The sequence below is a fragment of the Cucumibacter marinus DSM 18995 genome (assembly GCF_000429865.1).
GTDB classification, from domain to species: domain Bacteria; phylum Pseudomonadota; class Alphaproteobacteria; order Rhizobiales; family Devosiaceae; genus Cucumibacter; species Cucumibacter marinus.
The window spans coordinates 127,572-153,975 of the sequence record NZ_KE386979.1; the positions used below are offsets into that span (position 1 = coordinate 127,572).

Consider the following 26,404-nt stretch of genomic DNA (forward strand, 5'->3'; position numbering starts at 1 on the left):
ACTTACTGGAGGACCGAACCCACGTCTGTTGAAATAGACGGGGATGACCTGTGGCTAGGGGTGAAAGGCCAATCAAACTCGGAAATAGCTGGTTCTCCGCGAAATCTATTTAGGTAGAGCGTCAGCCGAATACTCTGGGGGGTAGAGCACTGGATGGGCTAGGGGTCCCCAACGGATTACCAAACCTAACCAAACTCCGAATACCCAGAAGTACTAGCTGGCAGACACACCACGGGTGCTAAGGTCCGTGGTGGAAAGGGAAACAGCCCTGACCGACAGCTAAGGTCCCCAAGTCATGGCTAAGTGGGAAAGCATGTGGGAATGCTCAAACAACCAGGAGGTTGGCTTAGAAGCAGCCATCCTTTAAAGATAGCGTAACAGCTCACTGGTCAAGCGCTCCTGCGGCGAAAATGTAACGGGGCTAAAGCCATGCACCGAAGCTTCGGGTGTACACGCAAGTGTACGCGGTAGCGGAGCGTTCTGTACGTCTGCGAAGGGAGACCCGTGAGGGCTCCTGGAGATATCAGAAGTGCGAATGCTGACATGAGTAGCGACAAAGAGTGTGAGAGACACTCTCGCCGAAAGTCCAAGGGTTCCTGCGCAATGCTAATCAGCGCAGGGTTAGCCGGCCCCTAAGTCGAGGCGGAAACGCGTAGACGATGGGAATCACGTTAATATTCGTGAGCCTGGTGGTAGTGACAAACTCGCAGATCTGTCAGTCCTTATTGGATTGGTTCTGGCAGTGAGCGGGTTTCAGGAAATAGCTCCACCATTAAGACCGTACCCCAAACCGACACAGGTGGACAGGTAGAGCATACTAAGGCGCTTGAGAGAACTATGCTGAAGGAACTCGGCAAATTGCACGCGTAACTTCGGGATAAGCGTGACCCTTGTGTGGGCAACCATGCGGGGGTGGCACAAAAGAGGGGGTGGCGACTGTTTACTAAAAACATAGGGCTCTGCGAAGTTGCAAAACGACGTATAGGGTCTGACGCCTGCCCGGTGCCGGAAGGTTAAAAGGAGAGGTGAGAGCCTTGAATTGAAGCCCCGGTAAACGGCGGCCGTAACTATAACGGTCCTAAGGTAGCGAAATTCCTTGTCGGGTAAGTTCCGACCTGCACGAATGGCGTAACGACTTCCCCACTGTCTCCAGCATAGACTCAGCGAAATTGAACTCCCCGTGAAGATGCGGGGTTCCTGCGGTCAGACGGAAAGACCCCGTGCACCTTTACTATAGCTTCACACTGGCATTCGTGTCGGCATGTGCAGAATAGGTGGTAGGCTTTGAAGCAGGAACGCCAGTTTCTGTGGAGCCGCAATATGAGATACCACCCTTATCGTCATGGATGTCTAACCGCGGCGTAACAGCGCCCGGGACAGTGTGTGGTGGGTAGTTTGACTGGGGCGGTCGCCTCCCAAAGAGTAACGGAGGCGCGCGATGGTGGGCTCAGACCGGTCGGAAATCGGTCGTTGAGTGCAATGGCATAAGCCTGCCTGACTGCGAGACTGACAAGTCGAGCAGAGTCGAAAGACGGTCATAGTGATCCGGTGGTCCCGCGTGGAAGGGCCATCGCTCAACGGATAAAAGGTACGCCGGGGATAACAGGCTGATGATGCCCAAGCGTCCATAGCGACGGCATTGTTTGGCACCTCGATGTCGGCTCATCGCATCCTGGGGCTGGAGCAGGTCCCAAGGGTTTGGCTGTTCGCCAATTAAAGCGGTACGCGAGCTGGGTTTAGAACGTCGTGAGACAGTTCGGTCCCTATCTGCCGTGGGTGTAGGAATATTGAGAGGAGCTGCCCCTAGTACGAGAGGACCGGGGTGGACGGATCTCTGGTGGACCTGTTGTCGCGCCAGCGGCATAGCAGGGTAGCTATATTCGGACGGGATAACCGCTGAAAGCATCTAAGCGGGAAGCCTCCCTCAAAACCAGTATTCCCTTGAGAGCCGTGGGAGACCACCACGTTGATAGGCTGGGTGTGGAAGCACAGCAATGTGTGAAGCTTACCAGTACTAATAGCTCGATTGGCTTGATCGTTCTCATTATTTGTGTCCGCAAATAATGCGTCGAGATGGTCGGAATACCCTTACGACTATGTCTTTCATGAACACTGTTTTCCGCTGACCTGGTGGTTATGGCGAGGTGCCCAGAACCCGATCCCATTCCGAACTCGACCGTTAAACACCTCAGCGCCGATGGTACTGCGTCTTAAGGCGTGGGAGAGTAGGTCGCCGCCAGGTCTGCCGAAAACAGTATTTCTCTTTATGATCTTTGCTTTAAACCCCGTTGCCTCCCGGCAGCGGGGTTTTTTGCGTTTTGGGCCGAACTCCAGCTGTGCTTTCGCGGAAACTGCTGATGTTGCTCACTGTTTTTGATGCTAGCGGTTCTCTGAATGCGGACGCTTCAGGGGGACAAGATGCGAAGCAGCTGGTTCAATGTTTTGGTTGTGATCTGGTCGCTTTGTTTAGGTGTGCCGACCGCAATGGCCGAAGACTATCCCAATGATGAAGTCAGACTGATCGATCTCTTCATGAAGGGTGTTTCAGGTAGACTTGGTCCGGCTCGAGAGCAGGAAGTGGCAGTCGAGCTCGTCTCTACCGGCCTTGAAGAAGCAGAATTCCTCGAGGAGTTTGCTGCCATCAATCGGGGAGAGGTATCGACGCCTTCCCCCGAGCTCATCAAAATTCTTCAGCGGGCCAGAGACGCGTGGGCGGATGTGTACCTCGTCGCACCACCAAGTGTCGGAAATGACGGCCGGTTCACTGCACTTCTTACTCTCGGGGGGCAGTATGATGATGCAATTGTAAGTTGGATGGAGTGGCAGGGCGCCGATCTGGAACCTCAGTATGCGTTTGAAGCGGCGCGCCGTCTGGCGGTCTCGAACCTCGAGGAGGCGGTGAGATGGGAGCTGACGGGACTACTCAGGCTTCAATATGAAGCGCTTCGTTGTCCCGATCCCAGCCTGGGCGATATGCCCGGTTTATGGTTACCTTTCTCTCGCACGGCCCTTATCAAGGCGCACAGCGAGGATGATTTCCGGAGGGTATTTTTGGCCACTATGAAGCAGGCCAGCGAAGATCTCGATGCCTTTGTGCCGGTTGAAATGGCTCCCTGGCAACCATGTGTCAATTCCGACCTCTATAATCGGGATCACGAGCTCCTCCGCCATAGGTGGTCAGAAGCGCACAAGCTGCTTCAGTTGGAGATGCTGGCCAGCGTGAAGGGTGAAAGGGTACCGGACCGATCCACGCGAATTGCCGAGATTTATGAATGGCCTCACGAATACCTCAAACAGCAGATGGATGCATTTGCCTCGGACAATGTGCTGTTCGAGCATCTGAACCAAGCAGAACGAGCTGCTCGCCTCACATTGACCGATGGTGAGGACCTCTCCTGTTTCACAGAGGATACCGAAGAGGCAGAGGGATTTGTATTCATGACGGAGGACGAGGAGCGCACCGAGTTTATCGGCGTCGCTCTGGGCAACTCTGGACGCGTCCACACCATCGCGTTTCGCTATTCTGTCGCGGACACAGACAGTTGGTGGAAGGGCCCCTCGTCAATCCCAGCGTTTCTCGACGCGTTGGCGCCTGGAAGTTTTTGGGGCACCTACTGGGAACAAGGTATGTCAACCAAGGCACGCGACAGAGCAAAAGAGGCTGCGGTAAGAGGTGATCCGCCACCAGCGCCTCGTGTTGAGTCGGCGACCGCGCGGAGGCACATGATGGCTCTGCGCGTGGACCATGAAGCACAGGAGATGATTGTCAGGCTGACTGCTCGTCCCCAGTGTCAGCCAGGGGGCAGGTGATACAGCGAGTTGACGCCGCAGTCAGGACCTGTAGGAAAGCGGCAGCTTTCTAAACACGGATGCCTCTCATGACCGACACCAAACGCATCGTTCTTTCCAGCGATCATGCCGCCATCGAGCTGCGGCAGGCGATTGCCAAGCATATCGCTGCCGCCGGCTGGGAGGTTGTCGATATCGGACCGACGACGCCCGAAAGCACGCATTACCCGAAGCATGGTGAAGCGGCGGCGCGGAAAGTGGCGTCGGGCGATTGCGCGCTCGGGATCATTCTTTGCGGCACCGGACAGGGCATCATGATGGCGGCCAACAAGGTGAAGGGCGTGCGCTGCGGGGTGTGTTCCGACACCTTCTCCGCCCGCATGATCCGGCAGCACAACAATGCAAATATGCTGTCCATCGGCGCGCGGGTTGTCGGCGAGGGGCTGGCGCTCGATATCGTCGATGCCTTCCTTGGCGCCGAGTTCGAAGGCGGCCGGCACGGCACGCGGGTCGACATGATCACCGCCATCGAGGACTGACGGTCGCGGACTGCTGGTCGTGCCGATGTGGGGAGGGTAATTCTCCCGGTATCGCGTTATCTTTGATCGATGAGCAAAACGAGAGGCCGTCCGCCGCATGATGATGCGCTGACGCCTGCCGAGTGGCGGGTGGTCGAGGGTGTGCGGCATGGGCTCGGGGATGCGGACATTGCGCGCCGGTTGGGGGTAAGCCGCGACGCGGTGAAGTTTCACATCGGCAATGTGCTCGGCAAGCTCGATCTCGAGAGCCGCGCAGCGCTGCGGCGCTGGGACGGCGTGAGGAAGGACAGTGCGATGAGCGGCAGTGAAGCGGCGGGCGATTTGATTGCGGGCATTGGTCAGATTGCGCGGAGCGTGACCAATCTCGGTGCGGCGGAAGCCTGGTATCGCGACGTGCTGGGATTGCCGCATCTGTTCACCATGAGCGGGATGGCTTTTTTCGATTGCGGCGGCGTGCGGCTGATGCTGAGTGAAGGTGAGGGGAATGTCTCGCTGATCTATTTTCGGGTCGCGGATATCAAGTCCGCGCTTGCCGGCCTCGAGAAGCGGGGCGCCGAGGTGATCTCGGCGCCGCACCAGATCCATGTGCATGAGGATGGCACCGAGGAATGGATGGCGTTCATCAACGATAATGAAGGCCGGCCGATCGGGTTGATGGCGACGGCAGTGCCAAACGGCTAGCCCCGGTCAGGCGAAGCGCTTGGCGCCGGCGACACACAAGACGATAAAGCCTGCGGCCAGTATCATCGGCAGTTCCACGGCTTCATGAAGCACAAGCGCCGCGAGTACGAGGCTCATGAAGGGTTGCAGGAGCTGGAGCTGGCTGACCCCGGTGATGCCGCCCAGCGCCAGGCCGCGATACCAGAAGACGAAACCCAGAAGCATCGAGAAGACCGACACATAGCCCAGGCCCATCCAGGCCGGGGTGGCGATGACCTGCCAGTCTTCGGGCCGCGTCACCGCAGCCAGCAGCAGGACGAAGGGCAGCGACAGCACCAGCGCCCAGCAGATCACCTGCCAGCCGCCCATCTTTCGCGACAGGATCGCCCCTTCGGCATAACCCGGTCCGCATACTGCGACCGCTGCCAGCATGAAAAGATCGCCGGTGAGCGAGCCATCGCCACCCCGGGTAAGGGCAAAGACAGCGACGCCCGCTGCACCGGCCAGGGAAAACAGCCAAAAGACGGGATGGGGAGTTTCTCCGCCGCGCAGAGAGCCGAATATGGCTGTTGTCAGGGGAAGCAGGCCGACAAAGACGGTTGCCCGGGCTGCGGTGTTGTGTTCGAGGGCGAGTGCGGTCAGTAGCGGAAAGCCGACAACGGCTCCGAGCGCGACGACGACCAGCGACAGAAAATCGCCACGCGAAGGCATGGCCTGCCGCAAGAGGCCGAGCGCCAGACCGCCGATCAGGGCGGCGATCACGGTGCGGGCCGCGGTGAGAAAGACCGGGTCAAAACCGCCAATGGCCACGCGGGTCGCCGGCAGGGTGCCGGAGAATATGAGGATGCCCAGAAGTCCGCTGCCCCAACCAATTGCCGATTTGTCCACGATCACCTCCGCGATAACGGGCCCTTGCTAGCGCGGGGGATAGTGGTCTAACCAGATACAGATCGATACAATAGAGACAAACTGTATTGGTGCGCATGCAGGTACAATCGGGAGGCGGGGCCATGGCGATGCTGGATGGCGAAGCAGGCGGGGCGCGGATGCGGGCCGTGATGGAAGCCATCGAGCGGCGGATTGCGAGCCGGGCCGTCTCTGCCGGGGACAAGCTGCCCTCGATCCGGCGCTTTGCCGAGACGATGAATGTGTCGCCCTCAACGGTGGTTGCGGCCTATGACCAGCTTGTGGCTGACGGGGTGATCACCGCCCGGCGCGGGGCGGGGTTCTTTGTGGCCGATGCCGTGAAACCCTTTGCGCTTGCTGAGACGGGGCCGGCCGTCGAACGCGAGATCGATCCGTTCTGGGTGGCCCGGCAATCGCTCGATGCCGATCCGCAGGCGCCGAAGCCGGGCTGCGGGTGGATGCCCGCGGACTGGATGCCGATCGATGCCCTTCGGCGCGCCGTGCGGCGGCTGGCGCGGACCGAGGCGGAGGTGCTGGTCGATTATGGCAGCACGCGCGGCCCGGAGAATTTGCGCAAATTGCTGGCGCGGCAATTCGCCGAGGAAGGACTGTCGGCGAACCCGGAACAGATCCTTTTGACCGCGGCAGGCACGCAGTCGATCGATCTGATCTGCCGGTACTTTCTCAAGCCCGGGGACACGGTGGTTGTCGATGATCCGTGTTACTTCAATTTCCATGCGCTGTTGCGCGCCCATCAGGTGAAGATCGTGGGCGTGCCGGCGCTGCAAACCGGGCCGGACTGCGAGGCCTTCGAGGCGGTGCTCACCCGGCACAAGCCGAAGCTTTATATCACCACTTCGGCGCCACAGAACCCGACCGGGGCGAGCCCGACCCCGCCCACGGTGCACCGGCTGCTGTCGCTGGCGGCGGCGCATGACCTGATCATCGTTGAAGACGCGATCTTTGCCGGGTTCGAACCCGATGCGGCGCCGGGCCTCGCCGTGCTGGACGGGCTCGACCGGGTGGTGCGGATCGGCAGTTTTTCCAAAACGCTCTCGGCTTCGGTGCGATGCGGGTTCATTGCGGCGCGGCCCGACTGGATCGAGGGGTTGATCGATCTGCAGGTCGCCACCCATTTCGGCGGACCAAGTCCGGTGGCGGCGGAGCTGGTGTTCGGCAGCCTCAGCGACGGCAGCTACCGCAAGCATATGGAGGCGCTGCGCCTGCGGCTGGCAAAACGCCGGCGGGAGGTCGCCGCCCGGCTTTCCGATATCGGGATCGAAGCCTGGTTGATGCCGAAAGGCGGGTTTTATCTCTGGTGCCGATTGCCTGAGGGTACGGATTCGGCCCTGGTGGCCCGACGGGCATTGGAGGACGGGCTGGTGCTTGGGCCCGGCAATGTCTTCTCGGTGTCCCAGGGGTTGAGCGAATTCATGCGCTTCAATGTCAGCCAGATGCACGGACCCGGCATTTACCGCCGGATCGCCCGGGCACTTGAGACGCGCTAAGCCTTGCCGCCCTCGAGATTCTCGGTCATGCGGCGCAGAACCGACAGGGCGGTATCGATATCCTCAGGATCGATGCCGGCACTGGCCTTTTCGAGCAGCGGGTGGACGGCGCCGAGCACCGGCGCCTTCAGCGCCTCGCCTTCCGGGGTGAGCGCGATCAGCACCTGCCGGCGATCCTCGGGATTGTCGGCGCGGGCGAGGTAACCCTTCTTCACGAGCCGATCGACGAGCCGTGTGACGGTGGTGCGGTCCTTGAGGGTCTTCTTTGCCAGCGGCCCCATGGGCAGGGCGCCCTCTCGCCAGATGACCATCAACAGCGCCCATTCCTCCGCCGACAAATCCTGTCCTGACGCCTTGAACCGTTCCTGCACTTCGTTGCGCAGAAGGAAGGACAAGCGATTCACCCAGTGCTCGATGCGTTCCTCGAATGCGAACAATGACGACTCCCGCGACATGGTATTGACAGTTATGTGTATATAGCACATATTGCTGTTAGCACATTATGGAGTACCGATCATGGACGTGCAACAGACAAACGACGCCGATCTGACCCTTGTGGGACCGAAGGACCGCTTTCCCAAGGTCACGCTGATGGAACCGGTGGCGTCCGGCTATGTGCTCCTCGCGGCGGAAATCGATCACCGCCCGCCCGTGGGATACTTCATCGAAAGCGCGAGGAAGAAGCGGGCCATCGAAATCGCGAAGGCCTTCGCCAGCGAGATCGTAAGCCTGCCCGACGTGCGCGAGGCGGTGGCCTTCAAGACCCTGATCGCGCCGCCGGGGCGCGGGGAACTGCTCAAGCGCCGGCCGAATGTCGATGTGGCGAAATACGATCTCGTGCTGCTGATCGAATGCGAGACGCCGGAGGCGGCGCAGGCGCTCAAGGCTGGTGAACGGTTCGGGGAATTGCTCAAGCAAATCGAAGCGCTGAGCGAGAAGACGCTGGTGCTGGCAGCGCGCAATGCGCGGCGGATCGGGCCGGTCGACCACAGCCGCGACGGGGTGTTTTTGTTCAACTATTTCTATGCCGACAGCCTTCAGCAGAATCTGGGGATCTGGGAATACACCGCCGGCTGGTTCGAAGACCAGACCGGGCTCGACAATTCGACGCTGATGTTGCCCGAACCGGGCTCGGAGACCGATTTCACCATCATCAATCACTGCCGCTGGAACGGGCTGCTGGACATCATGCCGTCGCTGATTTTCAAGCCAAGCTTCCGCTCGTTCGTGCTCGACAATTTCGAAGCGAATGATACGGCCGCCAGCCCGATCCTCTACCGGTTGGCCTGATCGTCATCGGCAAAGGCGAGGCCGTGTTCGGCAAGAACGGGTTCGAGGATGCGGATGGCCTGTGGACCGAAACCATGGAGCGCCAGTAGTTCGGCGCGGCTTTTGCCAGCCACCCCTTCAAGGGTTGTGACCCCAATCGAAGTGAGGGCGCGCATGGCCGGCTTCGAGATCCTGGGCAAGGGTGTGTCGGTCATGCTGGACCTCCGGTTGGTCGCATCCTGCCTCGCCTGAGCCCAAAGAAAAAGGGCCGGCGATGTGCCGGCCCGCCTGATTGCGATGTGATCGGGCTTGGTCCCTGTCAGCGGTGCTGGTCGAACAGGATCGGGTTGCCGTCCGGATCGGTGATGACAAAGCTCGCCGGACCGGTCGTTGATTCATCGGCTTCGCTGTCGAAGGCGATACCCTTTTCGCGGAAGCGTTTCTGGATGTCGCGGACGTCTTCAAAGCTGTCGAGCGGTTCGGCTTTCGGCCCCCAGCCAGGATTGAAGGTCAGGATGTTCTTGTCGAACATGCCCTGGAACAGGCCGATGGTGACATCGCCATTGGTCATGATCAGCCAGTTCTCGTCGAGCACGCCGCCCATATCCGAGAAGCCGAGCTTCTCATAGAAGGCGCGCGATGCCTTGATGTCCTTGACGGCAAGGCTGAGGGAAAACACTCCGAGGCTCATTCTCGGTCTCCTTGTGGTTGAACAATGAAATCAGGCGCGGGCGGCGGGGCCGCGGGTGCGCAACAGGCCGGCCGAGACCAGTGCGACCAGAAATCCGACAGGAAAAATCTCGGAAAAGGTGATCGGCAACCGGAAGAAGGGATTGGCATATTGCTCGACCATCGCCGCCATCTCGTCTCGCTTGGCGGCGAGTTCCTCGGCGCTGGCGCCCGCATTCTCGGCCTCGGCGATCATCGCTGCCGTATAGGTTTCGATGAAGGCGCTGCCGGTGAAAGCCAGATAGATCTCCCAAACCAGCACATAGATGAGGCTCGCCACCACAGCGATAGTGACGCCAAGACCCAGGGCCTTTTTGAAGCTGATAACACCCCCCTGGTCGATATCGCGATACCGGCGGGTTCCGAAATAGATGAGCGACAGCGCCAGCAGCATGACGAGGTAGCCGAACCATTGGGACATGCCCACGCCTTCGCCGCCCGCGGCGGTCATCACACCAAGCATGACGACAATGGTGATGAAGCCGGCGATGCCACCATAGACAAGACCGTATCTGAGCATGGCCCCGATCCCTTTTCCTCAAAGGTGAAACTGGGACCAGCCTAACCGCGAAGCGCCATGCGGCCTATTACCCAAAGGGGTGAATCGGCGGTTTTGGGCCGTTTGGCGGGCCGGTCGGTCCTGACTCAGCTAGGCGATGAGGCGCAGTTCCTTGGCGCGGGCGACGGCCTGGGTGCGGCGCTCGACCTCGAGCTTGGCAAAAAGCCGACCGGAATGGGATTTGACCGTATTAGGAGAGACCCCAAGGCTGCGGGCGATCTGCTTGTTGGATTGCCCGTCGGCGATCAGTTCGAGCACGGCAAGCTCCCGTGGGGAAATATTAAGCGCCTGCAGAGCCGCATCATTGCGCTCGAAAGTGGATGCCGGCGTGGGGCGGGTCAGCCGGCTGCCGGCCCAGATGCCAAGCGCCAGAAAGCCGGCAGCAACCACCAGGATCACGATCTGTGTCGAGTAGGTGCGGCTGAGATGCTGGTACTCGATCCACTGGAGGGCGAATGCCCCCAGCGCCAGAACCAGTCCATATGTCGTCAGCCGCATAATCATAGACACATTCTGACCAATGCAGCCACCAAGCGCCAGAGGCGTTGGATGGATGGGGCGGAAGGTCGGGCGGGATACCAACAAAAGATGGATTGCCATTCACCCAATCGGTTGAATATCATCGTTCGGCCTCAGGCAACAAAAAGGAGAGGGGGCTATGGCTGAACTAACAACGGATGTGAACTGGCTGGCGGTGATTGTCGGCGCGGTGCTGGCGTTCCTGCTGGGATGGCTTTGGTATTCGCCCATGCTGTTCGGCAAGAAATGGGCCGAGGGCCATGGGGTCGAAATGGGTTCGGCATCGTCCATGCCCATGGCGGCCATGGGCGCACAGGCATTGGGGCTGCTGCTGGCTTCGTGGTTTGTAGGGGTGACAGCGGTCAGCTCTTCGCTGGGCACATTCATTCTCGCCTTCGTGGCGTTCGCGGTGCTGCACGCGTCGAATTGCCTGTTCGCCAAGAAGTCGAGCTATGTGGTGATGACCGAATCCGGCTACTGGATTGCCGCCGGCGTGGTCATGTTTATCGTCCAGGCGATTCTCTAACCGCCTGACACGATCACGAAAAATCGCGCGCAGGCCGTTTGCCAGCGGCATCAAGGCGTGGTTTAGCTGTCCGCATGAACAGCTATCACTCCTATGCACCCGCCAACGGGCATGGCCTGCGCTTCAATCCGTTCAAGGCGATCGTAGCGCCGCGTCCGATCGGCTGGATTTCCTCGGTGGACGCCGAAGGCAATGTCAATCTCGCGCCCTACAGCTTTTTCAATGCGGTTTGCGAGACACCGCCGGTGATCATGTTCTCAAGCAGCGGGCGCAAGGACAGCCTCAACAATATCGAGGCGACGGGCGAGTTCGGGTTCAATCTGGCGACGGTGGGTCTAGCGGAACAGATCCGGATCTCCGGTGCACCCTTCGAGGCAGGGATCGACGAGTTGGCCAAGGCCGGGCTGACCCCGGTCAAAGGCGAGGTGATCGCCGCGCCGCTGGTGGGCGAAAGCCCGGCAACCTTTGAATGCAAGCTGACCGAAATCCGCCAGGTCCGCGATGCCGCAGGCAATAAGTCCAACAACTACATGGTGTTCGGGGAGGTCGTGCGGGTGCACATCAAGACCGAATTCCTCACCGAGGGCCGGTTCGATATCGTAGGGGCCGGCACGTTGGCGCGCGCTGGCTACCGGGACTACACCGAAGTGGACCGGGTCATCGAGATCCTGCCCTACTCCGCTTGAGCGGGCGGATCCGGTCCACATTCAGCCATAAAAAAGAGTCAGAATCCGGGGAGCCGCGTTCTGAGCGGCAACTTCCGAAGCAGGTGGTATTCGAAATGCGGATCGGTTTGATCGCGCGGCTTTTGCTCGTGCTGACGGCGCTGATGGTGACGCCGGGATTCAGCTTCACCATTCTTGATGCGTTCGACGGGGCGGTGCCCAAGGATGAGGGCACGGTCAAGGTCGCCTCGGACATCGCCTATGCGCCCGGCGAGCGGCACGGGCTCGATATCTACGCACCGTCGGGGCTGACCGAGCCGGCGCCTGTGATGATGTTCATCTATGGTGGCGGTTGGAACCGCGGCGACCGCGTCGAGTATGAGTTTGTCGGGCACGCCTTCGCGGCGCGGGGCTTTGTCACGGTGATTGCGGACTACCGCGTGGTGCCCGAAGTGCGCTTTCCCGGTTTCATCGAAGACGGCGCGGCGGCGCTCAAATGGATCGAAGCGAATATCTCCCAATATGGCGGCGATCCGGGCCGGGTCTATCTCTCGGGGCATTCGGCGGGCGCGTATAATGCCGTGATGCTGGCGCTCGAGCCGAGCTTTTTGCGCGATATCGGGGCGGAACTCACCATCAAGGGGGTGGCCGGAATTTCCGGACCCTATTCCTTCTATCCGTTCATTGTCGAACAGGCGAAGGCAGCTTTTGGCAATGCGCCCAATCCAGAAGGCACCCAGCCGGTCAACCTGGTGACGGCTGAAGCACCGCCCATGTTCCTGGCGACGGGCACGGCGGATCTGATCGTCCGGCCCTCGAACACGACATTGCTGGCCGAAAAACTCAATGAATTCCGTATCCCGGTCGAGACCCGGTTCTATGAAGGCCTGGGGCATATGGAGCCGGTGATCGCCCTGTCGACCCTGGCACGCGACCGGGCGCCGGTGCTCGACCAGATCACCGCGTTCTTCGCCAATCAGGGGGCCTTCGATCCGGCTACAGGCAAGCCGCCCCCGCTTTCTCCGTGACGCCGCGGCGCCTGCCGGGGCTTTCGTTTTGACGCGCAAGCGGCTACAGCCAGACGACCCGCCGCCGATCAGCCTGGGCCGGCGGGCCGGAGCCGCCGATGACCGAGACAAACAGCCCTGCCGTGAAGCGCATGGACCGCGTGACCGCGATGTTCGCGGTGCTGTCGCTGGTCCTCATCGCCAAGCGGCTGTGGTTTGTGCTGACGGCACCGCCCTATATCGATGAAGCCTATTATTGGCTCTGGGGACAGCATCTCGATCTGAGCTATTTCGATCACCCGCCGGTCAATGCCTGGGTGCAGGCGATTTCGGCCGCGCTGTTCGGCTGGACGACATTCGGGTTGCGGGCCGCTGTCCTGGTGACGGGCGGCCTGTCGCTGTGGGCGCTGTGGCTGTGGGCAGGTGAACTGCCCGGGCGGCTGGGCCGGGTGGCGATGTTCTGGCGGATGGCGGCGGTGTTTCTGGCAACGCCGGTCTTCGCGGTGATCGGCTCGGTGGCCGTGCCGGACCATTGGCTGGTGCCGTTCTCGCTGTTCTCGCTGTTCTTCATCTTCCGGTTTCTCAACCGCTTTGCACGGGACCCGGAAACGGGACCCCGCGACCTTTATCTCGGGGCGCTGTTCCTGGGGCTTGCGACGCTGTCCAAGTATAACGGCGCGCTGATCGGGATCGCGCTGGCGTTGACGGTGCTCGTTGTGCCCCGCCTCTGGCCGCTTCTCAGATCGGTCCATCTCTATCTGGCGGCCCTGTTGAGCCTTGCGGTGCAGCTGCCGGTGATCGTGTGGAACCTCAGCCAGTCCTTCGCCTCCTATCAGTTCATCCTCATCGACCGGCATCAACTGACGCAGGCCGAGCTCTGGCGGCTTGGCGAGTTCGTGCTGATTGCGCTGATCGCAGTGGCGCCGGTGATGGCGGTGGTGGCGATCCTGATGCTGATCAAACCGGTCCGGTTCGGCACGGGGCAGGTGCCGGCGGTACTGCTGTTCGTGGTTTCGAGCGTGTTGGTGGGGTTCGCAGCGGCGCGGGAATATACCCTCTTCCACTGGAACCTGCTCGCCTATGTGGCGCTCATTCCGTTCGCGGCCCCGCTGCTGCGATACTGGTGGGCGGTGCTGGCGCAAGTGCTGACCGGCGGGGCGATCTTTGCGCTGGTGGTCGTCAATTTCGCTGTCGTACCGCTGATCGGGACGGGGCGCGATGTCGATATGGGGTCGGGACAGCAATTCGGCTGGGAGACGGTGGCGCCTCGGGTCACGCATTGGCGCAAAGAGCGCGACGCAGACCTGGTGGCCGCGCCGCATTACGATCTTGCGGCCAAGATCGGGTTTCTAACCAAAGACCGGGAGGTGACGAGCCTCGATCCCGAGCGCGATCAGTTCGACTACTGGTTCAATCCGGCTGCGCATCGTGGCGACAGCGTGATCTTCGTCACCGACCGCTGGTACGGCGTTTCGAAGCCCATCAGGGCGCTTTTCGACAGTCTCGAGCCGCTTGAAGAGATCGAGATCGTGCAGCGCGGGCGGCCGCTGAATAGGGTCACGATCTATCTCGGGACAGGGTTCAAGCCCCGTGCTTTGCCGGAGTAATCCCTGACGGGAATCGCGTAGGCTCCGCCCATGAACCATTTGCGATTTAGCGGGCTGCCCGATGCCGAACAGCGCCAGGCCCTTGAAGATCTGTTGCGCGGCGAGCCCGCAATCATGGACCTGCTCGACCGGCTTGAGGCCTTCTCGCTCCGGGATGGCTGGCTGGTGTCCGGTGCGGTCTATAACACGGTGTGGAACAGGCTGACCGGCAGACCGGCGCTGACCGGAATCAAAGATGCGGATATCATCTATTTCGATGATCGCGATCTCAGCTATGAGGCCGAGGACAAGGTGATCAAGGCCGGCGAAAGGCACTTCGCCGGCGTGCCGCTGCCGGTCGAGATCCGTAACCAGGCACGGGTGCACCTTTGGTATGAAGGCCGGTTCGGCCGGGCTTTCGGTGCACCGCTGACCCATGCTTGCGCCTCGCTCGAGCGCTATGCGAGCGAGACCCATGCGGTGGCGGTGCGGCTTGCCGGGCAAGAGATGGAGATCGTTGCGCCGTTCGGGCTCGATCACCTGTTCTCGTTCCGGATCGTGCCGAACACCGTGATGGACAATGAAGAGACCCACCGGGCCAAGGGTTTACGGGCAAAAAGCGTCTGGCCGGAAATCGAGCTGATCCCGTGGGAGGATGCCCGCTGCTTCTGAGCCCTCAGACGATCGGTGCGGCGTCGCGATACCAGGTCACGAAATCCTCGGGCGGCATGGGGCGGGCCATGAAATAGCCCTGACCTTCGTCGCATTCGAGGGATTTCAGGCGATCCCAGACATTGCGGTTCTCGATGCCTTCGGCGACGACACGCAGATTGAGCCCCTTGGCCAGCGCCACGATGTGGCCGACCAGCAGCGCATTGCCCGAGCCGGTGCCGAGCGGGAAGGCAAAGGACCGGTCGATCTTGAGAACATCGGCCGGGATGCGGGCCAGATGGCTCATATTGGAATAGCCGGAGCCGAAATCGTCGATTGCGACCTTCATGCCGATATCGCGCAGGCGAGCGAGCTGGCCGAAGGTGTGTTCGGGATTGGTGATCAGCGTGCCCTCGGTGAATTCGAGCTCGATGCGTTCGGCGTCGACATGAAAGTCATGGCAAAGACCGATGAGACGGGCATCGAAATCGGGCTCGGCGAGATTGATCGGCGAGGCGTTGATCGAGACCGCGATATCGAGGCCCTGGCGCTGCCAGCTGCCGGCCTGAGCGACGGACTGGTTGAGGACCCAATCGGTTATCGGGCCGATCAGGGCGGTCTTTTCGGCAAGGCCGATGAATTCGCCGGGCGGGATCTGTCCTAATTCGGGATGGGCCCAGCGCAGGAGTGCCTCGACCGCAACACAACGGCCGGTGCGGAAATCGATGCGCGGCTGGTAGTGCAGGGCGAGCTGGTCATTGGCCTCGAGGGCGCGCGGCAGATCGGTCAGTATCGTGAAGGCCCGGCGATGGGCGGCGTCCGATCGGCGGTCGTACCAGGCGTAGGATTCGTTGCGGCTGCGCCCGTCCTGGGCGGCGACCAGCGCGGCCCTCAGGATTTCGGCGGAGGAATCGAGTGCCCCTGGCTCGACAAGGCCGATGGCGGCCTGGGTCTTGATCGGAATGTCGTCGCAGATCAGGGGCTCATCGAAAAGCCGGGCGATCTCGCGCACGATGGTGGGCGCTTCTTCACGCCCGTCATAAGGCACCACAAACGCGAAACTCAGCACACTGACGTGATAGATGACGACATCGGGGCCCAGCAGCGCGCCGAGGCGACGGGCGCCGGCGCGGATGAAATCCTCGGAAAAGCCGTGGCCGAGGGCGCGCAGGATCTCGTTGAAATGCGGCGCATCGGCCAGCGTGATCAGCACCAGCATTTCGCTGGCATTGCCCGGTATCGGCGCATGAGCCTCTATGAAGCTCTTGCGGTTGGGCAGCCGGGTGACGTGATCGTACAGCCCGATTGCCGCCAGCGTCTCCTCGCTGAGCTGCGCGGTTCGTCGCTTTCGCCGTTTCGTCGTTTCAATCGGAAAAGCCAGAGCTCCTCCTTCAGGCGCAATCTGGCCAGTTATCTGTCTCATAGCCCCCTGCTTTCATGACAAGTTGGTCATTCAGCATGTGTCCCCGAAAGCGAGTGTGGTGGAGCCAGGTAAAGGAGGACTTAAAGTTCTCAATGGCATGTTGCACCCCGGCGCGAGGCGCATCGGCAGTGAATGAGGCAATTGTGCATGAGTATTCTGGGTCCGCTCAACGCGGTTTTCCTCAAGGACGGCAGTAGCCGGCGTGTGGCGGAGGGCCTTTCCTATGGTCCTCACGAGCGCCACAGGCTCGATATCTATCGCCCCCGCAAGGCATCGGGGCCGCTTCCCTGCCTGTTCTTTGTCTATGGCGGGGCGTGGGATACCGGCGACCGGTCGGAATATTCCTTTGTCGGGCGGGCCATGGCCGCGCTTGGCTTTGTCACGGTGATTGCGGATTACCGGCTGGTGCCCGAGGTGCTTTATCCGGGGTTTCTCGAGGACGGCATTCTGGCGCTCGACTGGACGCGGGCAGAGATCGGTGCCTATGGGGGCGATCCGGACCGGCTGGTGCTGATGGGGCATTCGGCCGGCGCGTACAATGCGGTCATGCTGGCGCTCGACCCCGCCTATCTGCGCCAGCGCGGTGTGAAGCCGATGGCCGTTGTCGGGCTTTCTGGACCCTATGATTTCTATCCCTTCGATGTCGATGTGACGGTGGCGGCCTTCGGTCACCTCACCGAGCCCGAGCGCAGCCAGCCGGTCAATCTGGTGACCCCCGATGCCCCGCCGATGATGCTGGCGCACGGGATGGCTGACACAACGGTTCTGCCCCGTAACATGACGGCGCTGGCGGGAAGGCTTGCGGAAGCAGGGGTGCCGGTCGAAACGCATGGTTATGAGAAGGCGACGCACCCCTCGACACTGCTGGGGCTGGCTTCACCGCTGCGCTATTTCATGCCGGTCTACAAGGATGTGGCGCGCTATCTGAGACCCCATGCCGGGGGTTAGCCGATCCGGCGCACCGCGAGGCGATAAGCCAGCCACACGATGGCGAGGTGAACCGGGATGCCGACAGCCAAGCCGGTCAGCATGCGCCCGGCGATGATCTCCCCGATCCAGAAGCTCGGCAAGGGCGCGGCCGCATAACGCCAGGGTAGGGCGGCGAAGGCCGCCACAGGGGCGATTGCACCCAGATTGATGATCTTGGCCAGCGCCAGCCCCTCGACCTTGTTGCCGGCGAAGGCCACGAGCACCAAGGCGACGGTGGCGGCCTCGACTGCCAGGAGGACGGAGAGGGCAATGGCCGTCACGGTCCCCGATTGCGGCACCAGCAACCATGCGGCCAGCAGACCGATCAGGAACGTGACGAGGCCCGTCAGGCCGAGCCGGTATCCCAGAAAGCCGCTCTTGCCCAACGGGGTGACTTCGAGCGCCATCAGGGGGCCGTCGTCCCGGTCTTCGATCAGGAGGAAGCCCGCGACCCAGCCGGTCAGATAGGCCGGCAGCACAAACATGATCGGCAGCGCATAGGCCGTGAGACCGGTTACGCCGAAATAGCTGGCCAATGCGGTCTCGGCGGCGGCGTGGCCAAGGGCGAAGACCACGGCAGGCGCAATCGAGAGAACCAGAACGGCGGCCAGAACAGGATCGCGCAGCACGTTGACGGCGTCGGCGGCGAGCAGGCGGCGCAGGCGGAAAAGGGCTGGCCGGCTGGTGGGTGCGTTCCGGGTGGGTGTTGCTGTGGCGGGCAATGTCATTTGCGGCCGAACTCCTTTTGCAGCCTGCGAAGCCCCCAGAGGACGGCGATGGCCGCCCAGGCGGATGCCGAGGCCAGATACCAGGCCATCTCGCCGGTGGTTGCCTCGACCGCGCTGAAGGCCAGCATCAAGAGCCGCAGCATGGCCGCGAAGGGGATGATGCCGCAGATCGCGGGCATCGGATCGAGAAGGGCAAGAAAGCCGGGCAGGACCATGGGCAGGATGATGCCGGCCGAGCCCATGAAATAACCAGTGACGGTCTTGAAGCTGTTCGCGAGGCCCGCACCGATGCCGGTGAAATGAAGCGATGCCAGGGCGACCGCGACGGTCAGTAGCGGCCAGTTGACCGGCAAGGGCGCCGCATGCGCCATCAGGATCACGGCACCGAGCGCGACCAGGGTGAGCGAGATCAGCTTGGCCGCAAGATAGTCGCCTGCGGATACCGGCGTGATGGCGAGCGCCGTGCGGGTACGCTCGGAGCGTTCGAGCAGCATCAGCCCGCCGAGAAAGAAGAAGCCGACGACGCTGGGGTCCGACAGGATGATGAAGGCCAGCAAGACCGGCGGCAGCACATGGCCGGCAAAGAGGATGATCGCGAGGTAGAAGGCCAGCACCACGGCGTAGGCGGCGTGAATGCCGTAACGCCACTGGCTGCGCAGATCGTGGATGACGAGGGCGGCCAGGCGGCGGTGGCGGCCCAGCGGTCCGGGTGTAGCCATGGTGGCGTCTTGCATGATGTCAGCCCTCCCGCTGGCCGGCCACGGCGATGAAAACGTCGTCCAGTCCGGCCTCGAGGGTATGGATCGACACCAGATCGGGCGATTTGAGCGCCGTGATGAAGTCGGGATCGTCCGCCATGCCAGCCAGCGGGAACCGTGCGTGGTCGAGGGTACCTTGCTTGCGCCATTTGACTTCGACCAGGGGCTCGCCGAAGCGGCGCATCAGATCGTCGGGAGATCCGGTCACGGGAATGCGCCCGTCGACCAGAAAGCCCACCCGATCGCAGATTTCGGCGGCCTCGGCCATGTTGTGCGTGGTGAGAAAGACCGTGCGGCCTTCTGATTTGAGGGTCTTGATGAGGTCGCGGGTGACGCGCGCGCGGGCGGGATCCTGGCCACTGGTCGGCTCGTCGAGAAACACAAGCTCGGGATCATTGACCAGGGCGCGGCAGAGATTGAGCCGCATCTTCATGCCCTTGGAAAAATCGGACACCCGCATGTCGGCCGCGTCCGACAGGTCGACCAGCGCCAGCAGATCATCCGGCGAGCGGGTGGTTCCTTCATAGAGGGCGCCAAACAGTGCAAGGTTCTCACGCGCGGTCAGCCGCAGATAAAGCGCGGGCAGTTCGAAGCTGACCCCGATACGGCCGTAATAGGATCTTTTGAGCGCATTGGCCGGCTGGCCGAGAATGGTGGCTTGGCCGGTGTAGCCGGGTTCGAGTCCGAGCAGAATGCGCTGGGTGGTCGATTTGCCGGCACCCGATGGCCCCAGCAAGCCGTAGACCTCAGCCCTGCTGACTTGCAGAGACAGGCCGTGCAGCACGGGCGTCGCGCTGCCGGGAAAGGTGAAATTGAGGTTCTCGACCGAGATCATCGGTTCGCTCCGATCAGGCGGGACACGAAATTGTCGCGCAAAAGGTCGACCGCCGCGCCATATTGCAGGTCGGTCAACATGGGCCGCTGGAGCCGCAGGCACACCAGCATCATGAGGATGGCGTCGAGGGCTTCGGGGTCGGCGCTGGCGACAAAGCCCTTCTCGACAAGGATGTCGCAAAAGCGCCTGAGGAAGGCGGCATCGGCCTCCTGATGGGCGGCCACCGCATCTTCGGGCAGGGCGCGCATGAGATATTCCATCTCGCCATGGGTACCCAGAAGCTTCAGCAAGGGATCAGTCTCGACCTTGTCGACCAGGAGATCGAAGAACGAGGCCAATCGCGCTTCAGGGTCGCGGTCGCCTTCAACGAAATAGGCGAGCATGTCGCGCTTGTGTTTCTTGTCCTGGCGTTCCACCAGCGCGAGAAACAGGGCCTCCTTGGAGGGATAGAAGGCATAGAAGGAGCCCTTGGCGATGCCGGCGCGCTGACAAAGGTCGGCGATGCGGGTGGCGCGCAATCCCTGTGTTCCGAACGCCTCGATCGCGACCTCAAGCAGGCGCTTCTCGATGCGGTTGCGTTCGATCTCGGAAAAGGCCTTGGGCATCGCATGCTCCTGACGGACCCGGTTTCAAGGCGGCTCACGGGCTCGCTGTGCCGATCCACCGCTTGGGCGCAACGCTAGGTCGCGACGAGGTAATAGTCAATGACTGATTTTTTCATTGGGTCATTGATTATATCTCGGGTCCCGATATGGGGATGCTGATCGGGGCCATTTTGACGGTTTGGCGGGGGTTTGCGGGATTTGATGAGCTTGGGAGCCTGGACCGGGTCCCAACCGCCTTCCTGGCCATTCCGGACCAGCCCGCCGGCGCGAGGGAGTGAGAAGCGGTTGGCGCAGCCAAGCCGAGGCTCCGGTGGAGCCTTGGCAGCGCCCGAACACCCTGAGAGTGAGGAGCGGTCGGGCAACGCCTGATCCAAAGGTCCGGTGGACCTTTGGAAGCGAAGGAACGCCTTGAGAGCTATGCTCGAAAGGCCGCTCGAAGGGTTGAACAGCTGCAATCTTCGCGCTGTCCCGGACTTGATCCGAGACTGCGAGCCGTCCTGCCAATCGATCCGGTGGATCGATTGGAGGTGAGCAGGCCATGAGAGCTACGCTCGAATGGCAGAATGCCCAAATGCAATCAGGCCCCGGCTCGGAGGCCGGGGCGGCGCGAGGCAATCAGCCCGCCGGCTTCAGGCAGTCAGAGAGCCGGGACCTCGATCGGGCTGGCACGGGTTCAACCCGCCCCTCGGGGGAGAGGTCGATCCGAAGGATCGGGTGAGGGGGCCTTGGCTGAGGCAGAACAGAGCCCCTCACCCCAACCCTCTCTTCGGCGGGGAGAGGGAGCGCACGGTGCACCAACTCGCCGCCCCCGCATCCGAGCCCACCCGTTCGCTGCCACACTCTCCTTCGTCATGCTCGGGCAGCTTGCCGGCGTGAGGCAGTCAGATTCCCGAGCATCCATGATGAGATGACGCGCGGGAACCGCTCGTGACTCGTCAGTACCGCCGAACCACACGGGATGCCTCATGGACCGTCGGGTCTTACTCGCCTCGCGCCGGCGGGCTGCCCGAGGGTGACGAGGGAGTTGAAGCAACCCCAAGCCTCACCCTGAGGTGCGAAGCGAAGCTGAGCCTCGAAGGGCGAGGGCGACAGATTCAAGCCATTCGAGCGTAGCTCTCATGGCCTTCCTACCTAAAGTCAGTCCACCGGACTGATTTTGCCTTTCGTGCCGGATCGAAGTTATCCCCGCCCTCTGCACTTCCCTTATCATCCCCGAACCAACCTGCAATTGAGCGTGGTCGCGACGAACGGTCAGGCAGGCCTGGGTCCGGGTTCCATGAGGGTCGCCTCAGGGAAGGCCAAAACTGCGCCGGAGCCGGCTGCCGTCAAGGCGGCGGTGTACTCTCGAAAGAGAGCGGGGATTGACCCCAGCCCGTTGACGCAGTCCAAGCCCAAAACCCCGGATGAGAGAGGCGCTGGCCGTCTCATTGTTTTAGTTTTGCGACGAGACGCCCAGCGCCTCTCTCCCGCTCTGCTCTTTGAAACTCGGAGACATCAGTCTGCCGGGCCTGTTGAGGTGGGCAGACGAAGCCAGGAAGCAGCGAATGGAGGAAAGCGATGCTCCACATATCTTCGTCATGCTCGGGCTTGACCCGAGCATCCATGATGAGATGCCACGCGGGAGCCGCGTGCGACTAGTCAGTACCGCCAAACCACATGCGATGCCTCATGGACCCTCGGGTCAAGCCCGAGGGTGACGACGAGGGAAGTAGCGCCCAAATCTCCACCCTCACCCTGAGCTTGTCGAAGGGCGAGGGTGGAAGATGGACCGGGTCTTCAAATCGAGACTGCCCGCTAGTTCATCCAGCCGAGATAGCCTTCGAGGTCGATGGCGCGGCGGGCGGTGGTATCGAGCATGCAGGAGCCGTAAAAGATCGAGCGGATCGTGCCTTCGCGCCAGAAGGTGTATTCGAAGGCGCAAGTCTCGTCGCGGTAGTCAATCCATTTGCGCTGGGCCTCGCGCAGGGCGGTGAAGCTTTCCTCATCAATACTGTCGCGCAGCGCTGCATAATGGGCGTTCAGCTGCTCATCCCACCAGATGCGTTCACGCGCCATGCATTGGGACATGCCGATGGTCGTGCCGCCTTCGGGGGTGCCCATGCAGGTATCGGACGCGGCGCCGATGCAGTCGGGCAGTGTCTTTGCCGGTGTGGTCTCGAGATCGCCCATGGCGGCGCGGATGGGCTCGAGGCAGGCGTCCATGAGCGCGGCATCGTCCGGTGTGTAGGTGAGTTCCTGCGCCGGGGCGATGCCCGGGAGACCGAAGGTAGTCAGTGTGATGAAGGTGGCGAGTGCCAGGTGTTTCATTCGGATCGGCCCTGTTTATGGGGTGCCTGGGCGGGCATATCGGCGACGACCTTGCGCGCCCGTGAGAAATATTCGCGATGCAGGAGCATGAAGATCGTGGCGGCGGTGACCGCGATCGCTGCCCAGCTCGAAACGAACCAAGCGACCATGGGAATGGCGAAATAGTAGGCGCGGATGCCGGCATTGAACCGGCCGGCGGCAATGGCATTGATCCGCGCAATGGCTTCGACATGTTCGGGCGTGGCCGGATCGCGGTGGTCGAGCGCGCCGAGCAGGATGCAGAAATGATTGAACTGCCTGAGCGCGAGAGTGAAGGCCAGGAAGGCGGAGACGAAGAGCACAAGCATCAGGATGTTGTGCAATTGCAGGTCGGTCTCCGAATAATGCGTGCCGAAAGTGATGGTCGAGATGGCAGGGGCGAATTGGGGCAACTGGCCGATCACCGTGAACAGGGCAAGGATCAGAAGCGCCGTGGTCGAGGCGAAGAACGAAACCGAACTCATGATATTGCCCGACAGGATGCCATCGAGCGGGGTGTCGCGGCGGCTCGCCTGATAGACCCATTCGATGCGCCTTGCGTTCATCAGTTCGGAGAGCGACGGCCGCCAGGCGTCAAGCACGCTGGCGGCAAGGCCATAGAGATAAAGCGCAATCAGCGGCAAGGCCGAAGAGAACAGCGCGAACCAGTTCATACTCGTCGTGACCCCCCTTGTCTGTGCCGCCAGCATAGACAGGCGCGCGCCGGCTGGCGAGACGGACAGGGCCGACGCGTGAGCAGAACGGGTATGCACGGGGCGGGTGAGATACCCCGCACCCGGCAGCACACAGGCAGATCAGATGGTGCGAGGATATTGACGATGGAGCGCCTCGATCTCGCCGAGCACCTCGTCGGACAAGGTGAGATCAGCCGCGCCGATATCAGTCTTGAGCTGTTCCATCGAAGTGGCGCCAATGATGACGGACGCCATGAAGGGCCGGGTCAGGCAGAAGGCGATGGCGAGCTGCGAAATATCGAGGCCGTGCCTTTTCGCCAGGTCGATATAGGCGCGAATGGGCGGGCTCGAATACTCCGAAGTGCGGTAGCTGGCGCCGATAATGGCACCGCGTGTGCCTTCGGGCAGGGCGCCGTCGAGGTATTTTCCGGTGATGGCGCCGGCGCCGAGGGGCGAATAGGCCAGCAGGCCGACATCTTCCATGTGCCCCAGTTCGGCGAGGTCATGGTCATATTCGCGGCGCAGCAGGTTGTATTCGTTCTGGATCGAGGCGCAGCGCGGCAGGCCGTGTTGTTCGGCCAGCTTGAGGAAGTGCATCACGCCCCAGGCGGATTCGTTGGAGACGCCAAAGGCGCGGATCTTGCCGGCATCGACCAGTTCGCCCATGGCCTCGAGGGTCTCGAGCATCATCGGGATTTCGACATCGCGGTCGATACGCTCGGGGTGGTAGTCCCAGCCGCCCTCGAAATGATAGTGCCCGCGGCGCGGCCAGTGGATCTGATAGAGATCGATATAGTCTGTCTTGAGGCGCTTGAGCGAAGCATCGACCGCCGCATGGACATTGGCCTTGTCGATCTTGGCGCCCTGACGAACCCAGCGCATGCCGCCGCCGACAACCTTGGTGGCGAGCACCACCCTGTCGCGGTTCTGGCGCGCGTTGAACCAGGTGCCGATGATCTCTTCGGTCCGACCATAGGTCTCCGGGGAGGTCGGCACCGCATACATCTCGGCGGTATCGAAGAAGTTAATGTCCCGGTCGAGCGCGTAGTCCATCTGTTCATGGCCTTCCGCCTCGGAGTTCTGGCGGCCCCAGGTCATGGTGCCGAGGCAGATTTCGCTAACGGTTATGCCGGTGCGGCCCAGAAGGTTGTGTCGCATGATGAGCTCCGTAAGTCATGATTTGCCGCCGAACGGCAGCCTGTAGAATCTGGCATTGGTGAAAAGGGACGGGCGTTTCCCGCCGGGATGGGATTGTTTCCACATCATCCTAGACCGGCCCAAGCCCTTGGAAAAAGGGGGCTTGGAGGAATGGGCCAAGTTTTTTCCCGAATTTCCGTCACAAACCCTTCACAACCGGAACGATCCGGCCTATATACCGCTCCGCGTGGTCACGCCACGTCCTGCCGGCCGGTCCACGGAAACGCTGCGACCGGCCTTATTGCGGCAACGAACACAGATGACGGCCCGACAAGCGGCCACAGTCATCTTCTTGGCGCGGGGTGGAGCAGTCCGGTAGCTCGTCAGGCTCATAACCTGAAGGTCGCAGGTTCAAATCCTGCCCCCGCAACCAAAAATATTCGCAATTACAAGATCTTAAGATGCCCAGCTAGCGCTGGGCTTTCTTGTTTCTGGTAGTCAATTGCCACTAATAGCCACCGGGTCTGACATTCAATCAATGTCAGGCGGACGTGTGTCGCGCGGCAGCAGAATTGGAGACCTCCTGATCGCAGTGCAGCGTTGGCAACGCGTCTGCAAGCATGTGTCCGGTGATGGGCTGTGCGAGCGTTTCCGTGTCCGGCTCAGCCAGCCGGCAAGCAATGTACTTTCTTTATCGCGATCATCGGGAGGCGCCGGCCTCCAACCGTTGACCCACATCAAGGCCCCGATGTCCTGGGCGCAGCTATCCTGGAACTAGACGAAAGGAGGAGCAGCATGCCCAAAAAGATTTTGGTAGCCACGGATGGTTCGGAAACTGGAGGACGCGCGCTCGCGTTTGCGTCGGAGATTTCAAGCAAGATCGGTGGGGACCTCACCATTGTGCACGTGCTCATGCATGGGAAGCCGGCTGAGGATCTGACGCGTCTCGCGCAAGTGGAACATGTCATCGACACGAAGGTCCGCCCGATCATCCCGAATGAGCTCAACATGCCAGTGGACCTCAGGAAAATTCTTTCCCATCCCGAGGTGGACCAGGCGCGCGCCGTGGCGGAAATCGGCGACTACGTGATTCACAACGCTCGGCGGGCTGCCGAGGAAGCCGGAGCCAGGAATGTCCAGACAATGCTCGAAGACGGGGACTACGCCGACGCGATTCTCGATGTCGCGTCCGATCTTGGCGTGGACCTGATCGTCATGGGCCGCCGGGGCCTGGGACGCATCAGCTCTGTTGTTCTGGGCAGCGTGTCGAACAAGGTCCTCCAGCATGCGGACTGTGATGTGGCGGTCGTCAGATAGGCCCCAAAGCCATGCTTTTCAGGGTCATCGACCTGGTCCGGCTCATGGGATGGACTCATTGCGGCGGTATCGGCCCTTGCCGGATTGGAAGTTCGCGTCGGTCTCCGCCTCGATGGCGGCAGGTCGCCCGCGTCGATCAAGACGGTGACAGGAAGGCCCGCAGGAGGTCTGATCGGCTGATCACGCCCACCAGGCTGGTTTCGCTCATCACCGGGAACATCCGATAGGGTGATGCAATAAACCGCTCGGCAGCCGACACGATATCGAGCGAAGGATCGAGGGTTTCGGGATCAGCGGTCATGTAGCGCTCAACAGCACCGCCCCATTGTGCGTAGTAGGCGGCGTTGAGCGCCGCCTTGAAGCAATCCTTCTTGGTCAGGATCCCGACAAGCGCATCGGATTCATCGACGACAGGCGCCCCCGCATAGCCACGATCAACAAGAAACCGTGCCGCCTGGCCGATTTCCATATCGGGGGGCAGGGTGGCGAACTCCCTGACCATGAAGTTCTCGATAATAAGGTTGGTTGTCATGGCGTCTCGCCCTCTGACCTGCGGGTGCATGCTGCGCAGTCGATGCCCTTGATGCAGTCTGCGCCGCCACACGAGCCTTTGATCGGTGCCCGTCCGGCCATCACGCCGATGGCCAGCCCGCCAAAGGCCAGAAGAAAAACGGCAAATGCCAAAACGAACTGCATAGT

28 protein-coding genes, 1 tRNA gene and 2 rRNA genes (1 of these 31 running past the window's edge) are annotated in these 26,404 nt (G+C 61.5%); 15 read left to right on the top strand and 16 right to left on the bottom strand.

Annotation, left to right across the window (positions count from 1 at the left end; translation table 11 throughout):
- The 5 genes from G489_RS0116190 to G489_RS22035 all read left to right on the top strand — a co-directional run.
- A 23S ribosomal RNA gene (locus G489_RS0116190) occupies window positions 1-2,039 on the top strand (it extends 680 nt beyond the left edge of the window).
- An 87-nt stretch (window positions 2,040-2,126) separates the two neighbouring features.
- A 5S ribosomal RNA gene (gene rrf, locus G489_RS0116195) occupies window positions 2,127-2,242 on the top strand.
- Window positions 2,243-2,394: 152 nt separating this feature from the next.
- Window positions 2,395-3,810, top strand: a complete 1,416-nt coding sequence (locus tag G489_RS0116200; RefSeq protein ID WP_035873208.1) for a hypothetical protein — start codon at window positions 2,395-2,397, stop codon at window positions 3,808-3,810.
- A gap of 68 nt (window positions 3,811-3,878) precedes the next feature.
- A complete protein-coding gene (gene rpiB / locus G489_RS0116205) occupies window positions 3,879-4,328 on the top strand; it encodes a ribose 5-phosphate isomerase B (protein ID WP_029042399.1) in 450 nt (149 codons plus the stop codon).
- A 69-nt stretch (window positions 4,329-4,397) separates the two neighbouring features.
- A complete protein-coding gene (locus G489_RS22035; RefSeq protein ID WP_051332741.1) occupies window positions 4,398-5,009 on the top strand; it encodes a LuxR C-terminal-related transcriptional regulator in 612 nt (203 codons plus the stop codon).
- Between the two features lie 6 nt (window positions 5,010-5,015).
- Here the strand turns inward: G489_RS22035 and G489_RS0116215 are convergent, their stop codons facing one another.
- Window positions 5,016-5,876 carry a DMT family transporter gene (locus tag G489_RS0116215; protein ID WP_029042401.1) on the bottom strand — a complete coding sequence of 287 codons (861 nt, stop codon included), beginning with the start codon at window positions 5,874-5,876 and terminating at the stop codon, window positions 5,016-5,018.
- Window positions 5,877-5,998: 122 nt separating this feature from the next.
- On the opposite strand from G489_RS0116215, the gene G489_RS0116220 reads away from it, so the two are divergent.
- Window positions 5,999-7,402, top strand: coding sequence for an aminotransferase-like domain-containing protein (locus G489_RS0116220; RefSeq protein ID WP_245578945.1), 1,404 nt, complete (start codon window positions 5,999-6,001; stop codon window positions 7,400-7,402).
- Here the strand turns inward: G489_RS0116220 and G489_RS0116225 are convergent.
- The gene (locus G489_RS0116225; protein ID WP_029042403.1) at window positions 7,399-7,839 is read right to left on the bottom strand and encodes a MarR family winged helix-turn-helix transcriptional regulator; all 441 of its coding nucleotides are present in this window, start codon (window positions 7,837-7,839) and stop codon (window positions 7,399-7,401) included. The two genes, G489_RS0116220 and G489_RS0116225, sit on opposite strands and share 4 nt — an antisense overlap.
- A 79-nt stretch (window positions 7,840-7,918) precedes the next feature.
- Between G489_RS0116225 and G489_RS0116230 the strand changes: the two genes are divergently transcribed.
- Complete coding sequence (locus tag G489_RS0116230) at window positions 7,919-8,692, top strand: hypothetical protein (protein ID WP_051332742.1); 774 nt, start codon at window positions 7,919-7,921, stop codon at window positions 8,690-8,692.
- Here G489_RS0116230 and G489_RS0116235 read toward each other — a convergent pair.
- From G489_RS0116235 to G489_RS0116250, 4 genes are all read right to left on the bottom strand, one after another.
- Window positions 8,677-8,886: a helix-hairpin-helix domain-containing protein gene (locus G489_RS0116235; RefSeq protein ID WP_029042405.1), complete on the bottom strand. Its 210-nt coding sequence runs from the start codon at window positions 8,884-8,886 to the stop codon at window positions 8,677-8,679. The two genes, G489_RS0116230 and G489_RS0116235, sit on opposite strands and share 16 nt — an antisense overlap.
- Before the next feature lie 104 nt (window positions 8,887-8,990).
- A complete protein-coding gene (locus G489_RS0116240) occupies window positions 8,991-9,362 on the bottom strand; it encodes a VOC family protein (RefSeq protein ID WP_029042406.1) in 372 nt (123 codons plus the stop codon).
- A 30-nt stretch (window positions 9,363-9,392) separates the two neighbouring features.
- Window positions 9,393-9,920 carry a DUF4199 domain-containing protein gene (locus G489_RS0116245; RefSeq protein ID WP_029042407.1) on the bottom strand — a complete coding sequence of 176 codons (528 nt, stop codon included), beginning with the start codon at window positions 9,918-9,920 and terminating at the stop codon, window positions 9,393-9,395.
- 129 nt (window positions 9,921-10,049) lie between these two features.
- On the bottom strand, window positions 10,050-10,463 hold the full coding sequence (locus tag G489_RS0116250) for a response regulator transcription factor (RefSeq protein ID WP_029042408.1): 414 nt from the start codon (window positions 10,461-10,463) through the stop codon (window positions 10,050-10,052).
- A 154-nt stretch (window positions 10,464-10,617) separates the two neighbouring features.
- Here G489_RS0116250 and G489_RS0116255 point away from each other — a divergent pair, with 154 nt between their 5' ends.
- From G489_RS0116255 to G489_RS0116280, 5 genes are all read left to right on the top strand, one after another.
- On the top strand, window positions 10,618-11,004 hold the full coding sequence (locus G489_RS0116255; protein ID WP_029042409.1) for a DUF1761 domain-containing protein: 387 nt from the start codon (window positions 10,618-10,620) through the stop codon (window positions 11,002-11,004).
- Between the two features lie 74 nt (window positions 11,005-11,078).
- Window positions 11,079-11,690 (top strand): flavin reductase family protein, encoded by a 612-nt coding sequence (locus G489_RS0116260; RefSeq protein WP_029042410.1) that lies wholly within the window; start codon window positions 11,079-11,081, stop codon window positions 11,688-11,690.
- Between the two features lie 95 nt (window positions 11,691-11,785).
- Window positions 11,786-12,697, top strand: coding sequence for an alpha/beta hydrolase (locus G489_RS21095; protein ID WP_245578946.1), 912 nt, complete (start codon window positions 11,786-11,788; stop codon window positions 12,695-12,697).
- 98 nt (window positions 12,698-12,795) lie between these two features.
- A complete protein-coding gene (locus tag G489_RS0116275; protein WP_035873211.1) occupies window positions 12,796-14,283 on the top strand; it encodes an ArnT family glycosyltransferase in 1,488 nt (495 codons plus the stop codon).
- Between the two features lie 30 nt (window positions 14,284-14,313).
- Entirely contained in the window at window positions 14,314-14,934 is a 621-nt protein-coding gene (locus tag G489_RS0116280) for a nucleotidyltransferase family protein (protein WP_029042412.1), read from the top strand.
- Window positions 14,935-14,938: 4 nt separating this feature from the next.
- On the opposite strand, the gene G489_RS21100 is transcribed toward G489_RS0116280, so the two are convergent.
- On the bottom strand, window positions 14,939-16,336 hold the full coding sequence (locus G489_RS21100) for a putative bifunctional diguanylate cyclase/phosphodiesterase (RefSeq protein WP_051332743.1): 1,398 nt from the start codon (window positions 16,334-16,336) through the stop codon (window positions 14,939-14,941).
- Window positions 16,337-16,483: 147 nt separating this feature from the next.
- Between G489_RS21100 and G489_RS0116290 the strand changes: the two genes are divergently transcribed.
- Window positions 16,484-17,284, top strand: coding sequence for an alpha/beta hydrolase (locus G489_RS0116290; RefSeq protein WP_051332744.1), 801 nt, complete (start codon window positions 16,484-16,486; stop codon window positions 17,282-17,284).
- Here G489_RS0116290 and G489_RS0116295 read toward each other — a convergent pair.
- The 7 genes from G489_RS0116295 to G489_RS0116330 form a co-directional block, all read right to left on the bottom strand.
- Window positions 17,281-18,033, bottom strand: coding sequence for a hypothetical protein (locus G489_RS0116295; protein WP_029042414.1), 753 nt, complete (start codon window positions 18,031-18,033; stop codon window positions 17,281-17,283). The two genes, G489_RS0116290 and G489_RS0116295, sit on opposite strands and share 4 nt — an antisense overlap.
- The gene (locus tag G489_RS0116300) at window positions 18,030-18,767 is read right to left on the bottom strand and encodes a fluoroquinolone export ABC transporter permease subunit (protein ID WP_029042415.1); all 738 of its coding nucleotides are present in this window, start codon (window positions 18,765-18,767) and stop codon (window positions 18,030-18,032) included. The genes G489_RS0116295 and G489_RS0116300 overlap by 4 nt, the downstream gene beginning before the upstream one ends.
- A 4-nt stretch (window positions 18,768-18,771) precedes the next feature.
- The gene (locus tag G489_RS0116305) at window positions 18,772-19,626 is read right to left on the bottom strand and encodes an ABC transporter ATP-binding protein (protein WP_029042416.1); all 855 of its coding nucleotides are present in this window, start codon (window positions 19,624-19,626) and stop codon (window positions 18,772-18,774) included.
- Window positions 19,623-20,231 carry a TetR/AcrR family transcriptional regulator gene (locus tag G489_RS22040; RefSeq protein WP_051332745.1) on the bottom strand — a complete coding sequence of 203 codons (609 nt, stop codon included), beginning with the start codon at window positions 20,229-20,231 and terminating at the stop codon, window positions 19,623-19,625. Before G489_RS22040 ends, G489_RS0116305 begins: the two co-directional genes overlap by 4 nt.
- A gap of 1,794 nt (window positions 20,232-22,025) precedes the next feature.
- Window positions 22,026-22,538 carry a lysozyme inhibitor LprI family protein gene (locus G489_RS22045; protein ID WP_051332746.1) on the bottom strand — a complete coding sequence of 171 codons (513 nt, stop codon included), beginning with the start codon at window positions 22,536-22,538 and terminating at the stop codon, window positions 22,026-22,028.
- Window positions 22,535-23,230: a DUF599 domain-containing protein gene (locus G489_RS21115; protein WP_051332747.1), complete on the bottom strand. Its 696-nt coding sequence runs from the start codon at window positions 23,228-23,230 to the stop codon at window positions 22,535-22,537. The genes G489_RS22045 and G489_RS21115 overlap by 4 nt, the downstream gene beginning before the upstream one ends.
- A 141-nt stretch (window positions 23,231-23,371) precedes the next feature.
- Complete coding sequence (locus G489_RS0116330) at window positions 23,372-24,409, bottom strand: aldo/keto reductase (protein WP_029042417.1); 1,038 nt, start codon at window positions 24,407-24,409, stop codon at window positions 23,372-23,374.
- A 335-nt stretch (window positions 24,410-24,744) separates the two neighbouring features.
- Here G489_RS0116330 and G489_RS0116335 point away from each other — a divergent pair.
- A tRNA-Met gene (locus G489_RS0116335) sits at window positions 24,745-24,821 on the top strand.
- A 362-nt stretch (window positions 24,822-25,183) separates the two neighbouring features.
- Window positions 25,184-25,705, top strand: coding sequence for a universal stress protein (locus tag G489_RS0116340; RefSeq protein WP_029042418.1), 522 nt, complete (start codon window positions 25,184-25,186; stop codon window positions 25,703-25,705).
- A gap of 136 nt (window positions 25,706-25,841) precedes the next feature.
- On the opposite strand, the gene G489_RS0116345 is transcribed toward G489_RS0116340, so the two are convergent.
- Both G489_RS0116345 and G489_RS22655 read right to left on the bottom strand, forming a co-directional pair.
- Window positions 25,842-26,237, bottom strand: a complete 396-nt coding sequence (locus tag G489_RS0116345) for a CBS domain-containing protein (RefSeq protein WP_029042419.1) — start codon at window positions 26,235-26,237, stop codon at window positions 25,842-25,844.
- Window positions 26,234-26,401, bottom strand: coding sequence for a hypothetical protein (locus G489_RS22655; protein WP_169727627.1), 168 nt, complete (start codon window positions 26,399-26,401; stop codon window positions 26,234-26,236). The genes G489_RS0116345 and G489_RS22655 overlap by 4 nt, the downstream gene beginning before the upstream one ends.
- Window positions 26,402-26,404: the final 3 nt, after the last annotated feature.

Coding starts and splice junctions, on each gene's coding strand:
- G489_RS0116305 (WP_029042416.1), bottom strand. CDS start 19,626: ATGATCTCGGTCGAGAACCTCAATTTCACCTTTCCCGGCAGCGCGACG.
- G489_RS22655 (WP_169727627.1), bottom strand. CDS start 26,401: ATGCAGTTCGTTTTGGCATTTGCCGTTTTTCTTCTGGCCTTTGGCGGG.
- G489_RS22045 (WP_051332746.1), bottom strand. CDS start 22,538: ATGAAACACCTGGCACTCGCCACCTTCATCACACTGACTACCTTCGGT.
- G489_RS0116290 (WP_051332744.1), top strand. CDS start 16,484: ATGAGTATTCTGGGTCCGCTCAACGCGGTTTTCCTCAAGGACGGCAGT.
- G489_RS0116260 (WP_029042410.1), top strand. CDS start 11,079: ATGAACAGCTATCACTCCTATGCACCCGCCAACGGGCATGGCCTGCGC.
- G489_RS0116300 (WP_029042415.1), bottom strand. CDS start 18,767: ATGCAAGACGCCACCATGGCTACACCCGGACCGCTGGGCCGCCACCGC.
- G489_RS0116240 (WP_029042406.1), bottom strand. CDS start 9,362: ATGAGCCTCGGAGTGTTTTCCCTCAGCCTTGCCGTCAAGGACATCAAG.
- G489_RS0116250 (WP_029042408.1), bottom strand. CDS start 10,463: ATGATTATGCGGCTGACGACATATGGACTGGTTCTGGCGCTGGGGGCA.
- G489_RS22035 (WP_051332741.1), top strand. CDS start 4,398: ATGAGCAAAACGAGAGGCCGTCCGCCGCATGATGATGCGCTGACGCCT.
- G489_RS0116230 (WP_051332742.1), top strand. CDS start 7,919: ATGGACGTGCAACAGACAAACGACGCCGATCTGACCCTTGTGGGACCG.
- G489_RS0116295 (WP_029042414.1), bottom strand. CDS start 18,033: ATGACATTGCCCGCCACAGCAACACCCACCCGGAACGCACCCACCAGC.
- G489_RS0116220 (WP_245578945.1), top strand. CDS start 5,999: ATGGCGATGCTGGATGGCGAAGCAGGCGGGGCGCGGATGCGGGCCGTG.
- G489_RS0116280 (WP_029042412.1), top strand. CDS start 14,314: ATGAACCATTTGCGATTTAGCGGGCTGCCCGATGCCGAACAGCGCCAG.
- G489_RS0116275 (WP_035873211.1), top strand. CDS start 12,796: ATGACCGAGACAAACAGCCCTGCCGTGAAGCGCATGGACCGCGTGACC.
- G489_RS21095 (WP_245578946.1), top strand. CDS start 11,786: ATGCGGATCGGTTTGATCGCGCGGCTTTTGCTCGTGCTGACGGCGCTG.
- G489_RS21100 (WP_051332743.1), bottom strand. CDS start 16,336: ATGAGACAGATAACTGGCCAGATTGCGCCTGAAGGAGGAGCTCTGGCT.
- G489_RS0116245 (WP_029042407.1), bottom strand. CDS start 9,920: ATGCTCAGATACGGTCTTGTCTATGGTGGCATCGCCGGCTTCATCACC.
- G489_RS0116200 (WP_035873208.1), top strand. CDS start 2,395: ATGCGGACGCTTCAGGGGGACAAGATGCGAAGCAGCTGGTTCAATGTT.
- G489_RS0116345 (WP_029042419.1), bottom strand. CDS start 26,237: ATGACAACCAACCTTATTATCGAGAACTTCATGGTCAGGGAGTTCGCC.
- G489_RS0116235 (WP_029042405.1), bottom strand. CDS start 8,886: ATGACCGACACACCCTTGCCCAGGATCTCGAAGCCGGCCATGCGCGCC.
- G489_RS21115 (WP_051332747.1), bottom strand. CDS start 23,230: ATGAACTGGTTCGCGCTGTTCTCTTCGGCCTTGCCGCTGATTGCGCTT.
- G489_RS0116340 (WP_029042418.1), top strand. CDS start 25,184: ATGCCCAAAAAGATTTTGGTAGCCACGGATGGTTCGGAAACTGGAGGA.
- G489_RS0116255 (WP_029042409.1), top strand. CDS start 10,618: ATGGCTGAACTAACAACGGATGTGAACTGGCTGGCGGTGATTGTCGGC.
- rpiB (WP_029042399.1), top strand. CDS start 3,879: ATGACCGACACCAAACGCATCGTTCTTTCCAGCGATCATGCCGCCATC.
- G489_RS0116330 (WP_029042417.1), bottom strand. CDS start 24,409: ATGCGACACAACCTTCTGGGCCGCACCGGCATAACCGTTAGCGAAATC.
- G489_RS22040 (WP_051332745.1), bottom strand. CDS start 20,231: ATGCCCAAGGCCTTTTCCGAGATCGAACGCAACCGCATCGAGAAGCGC.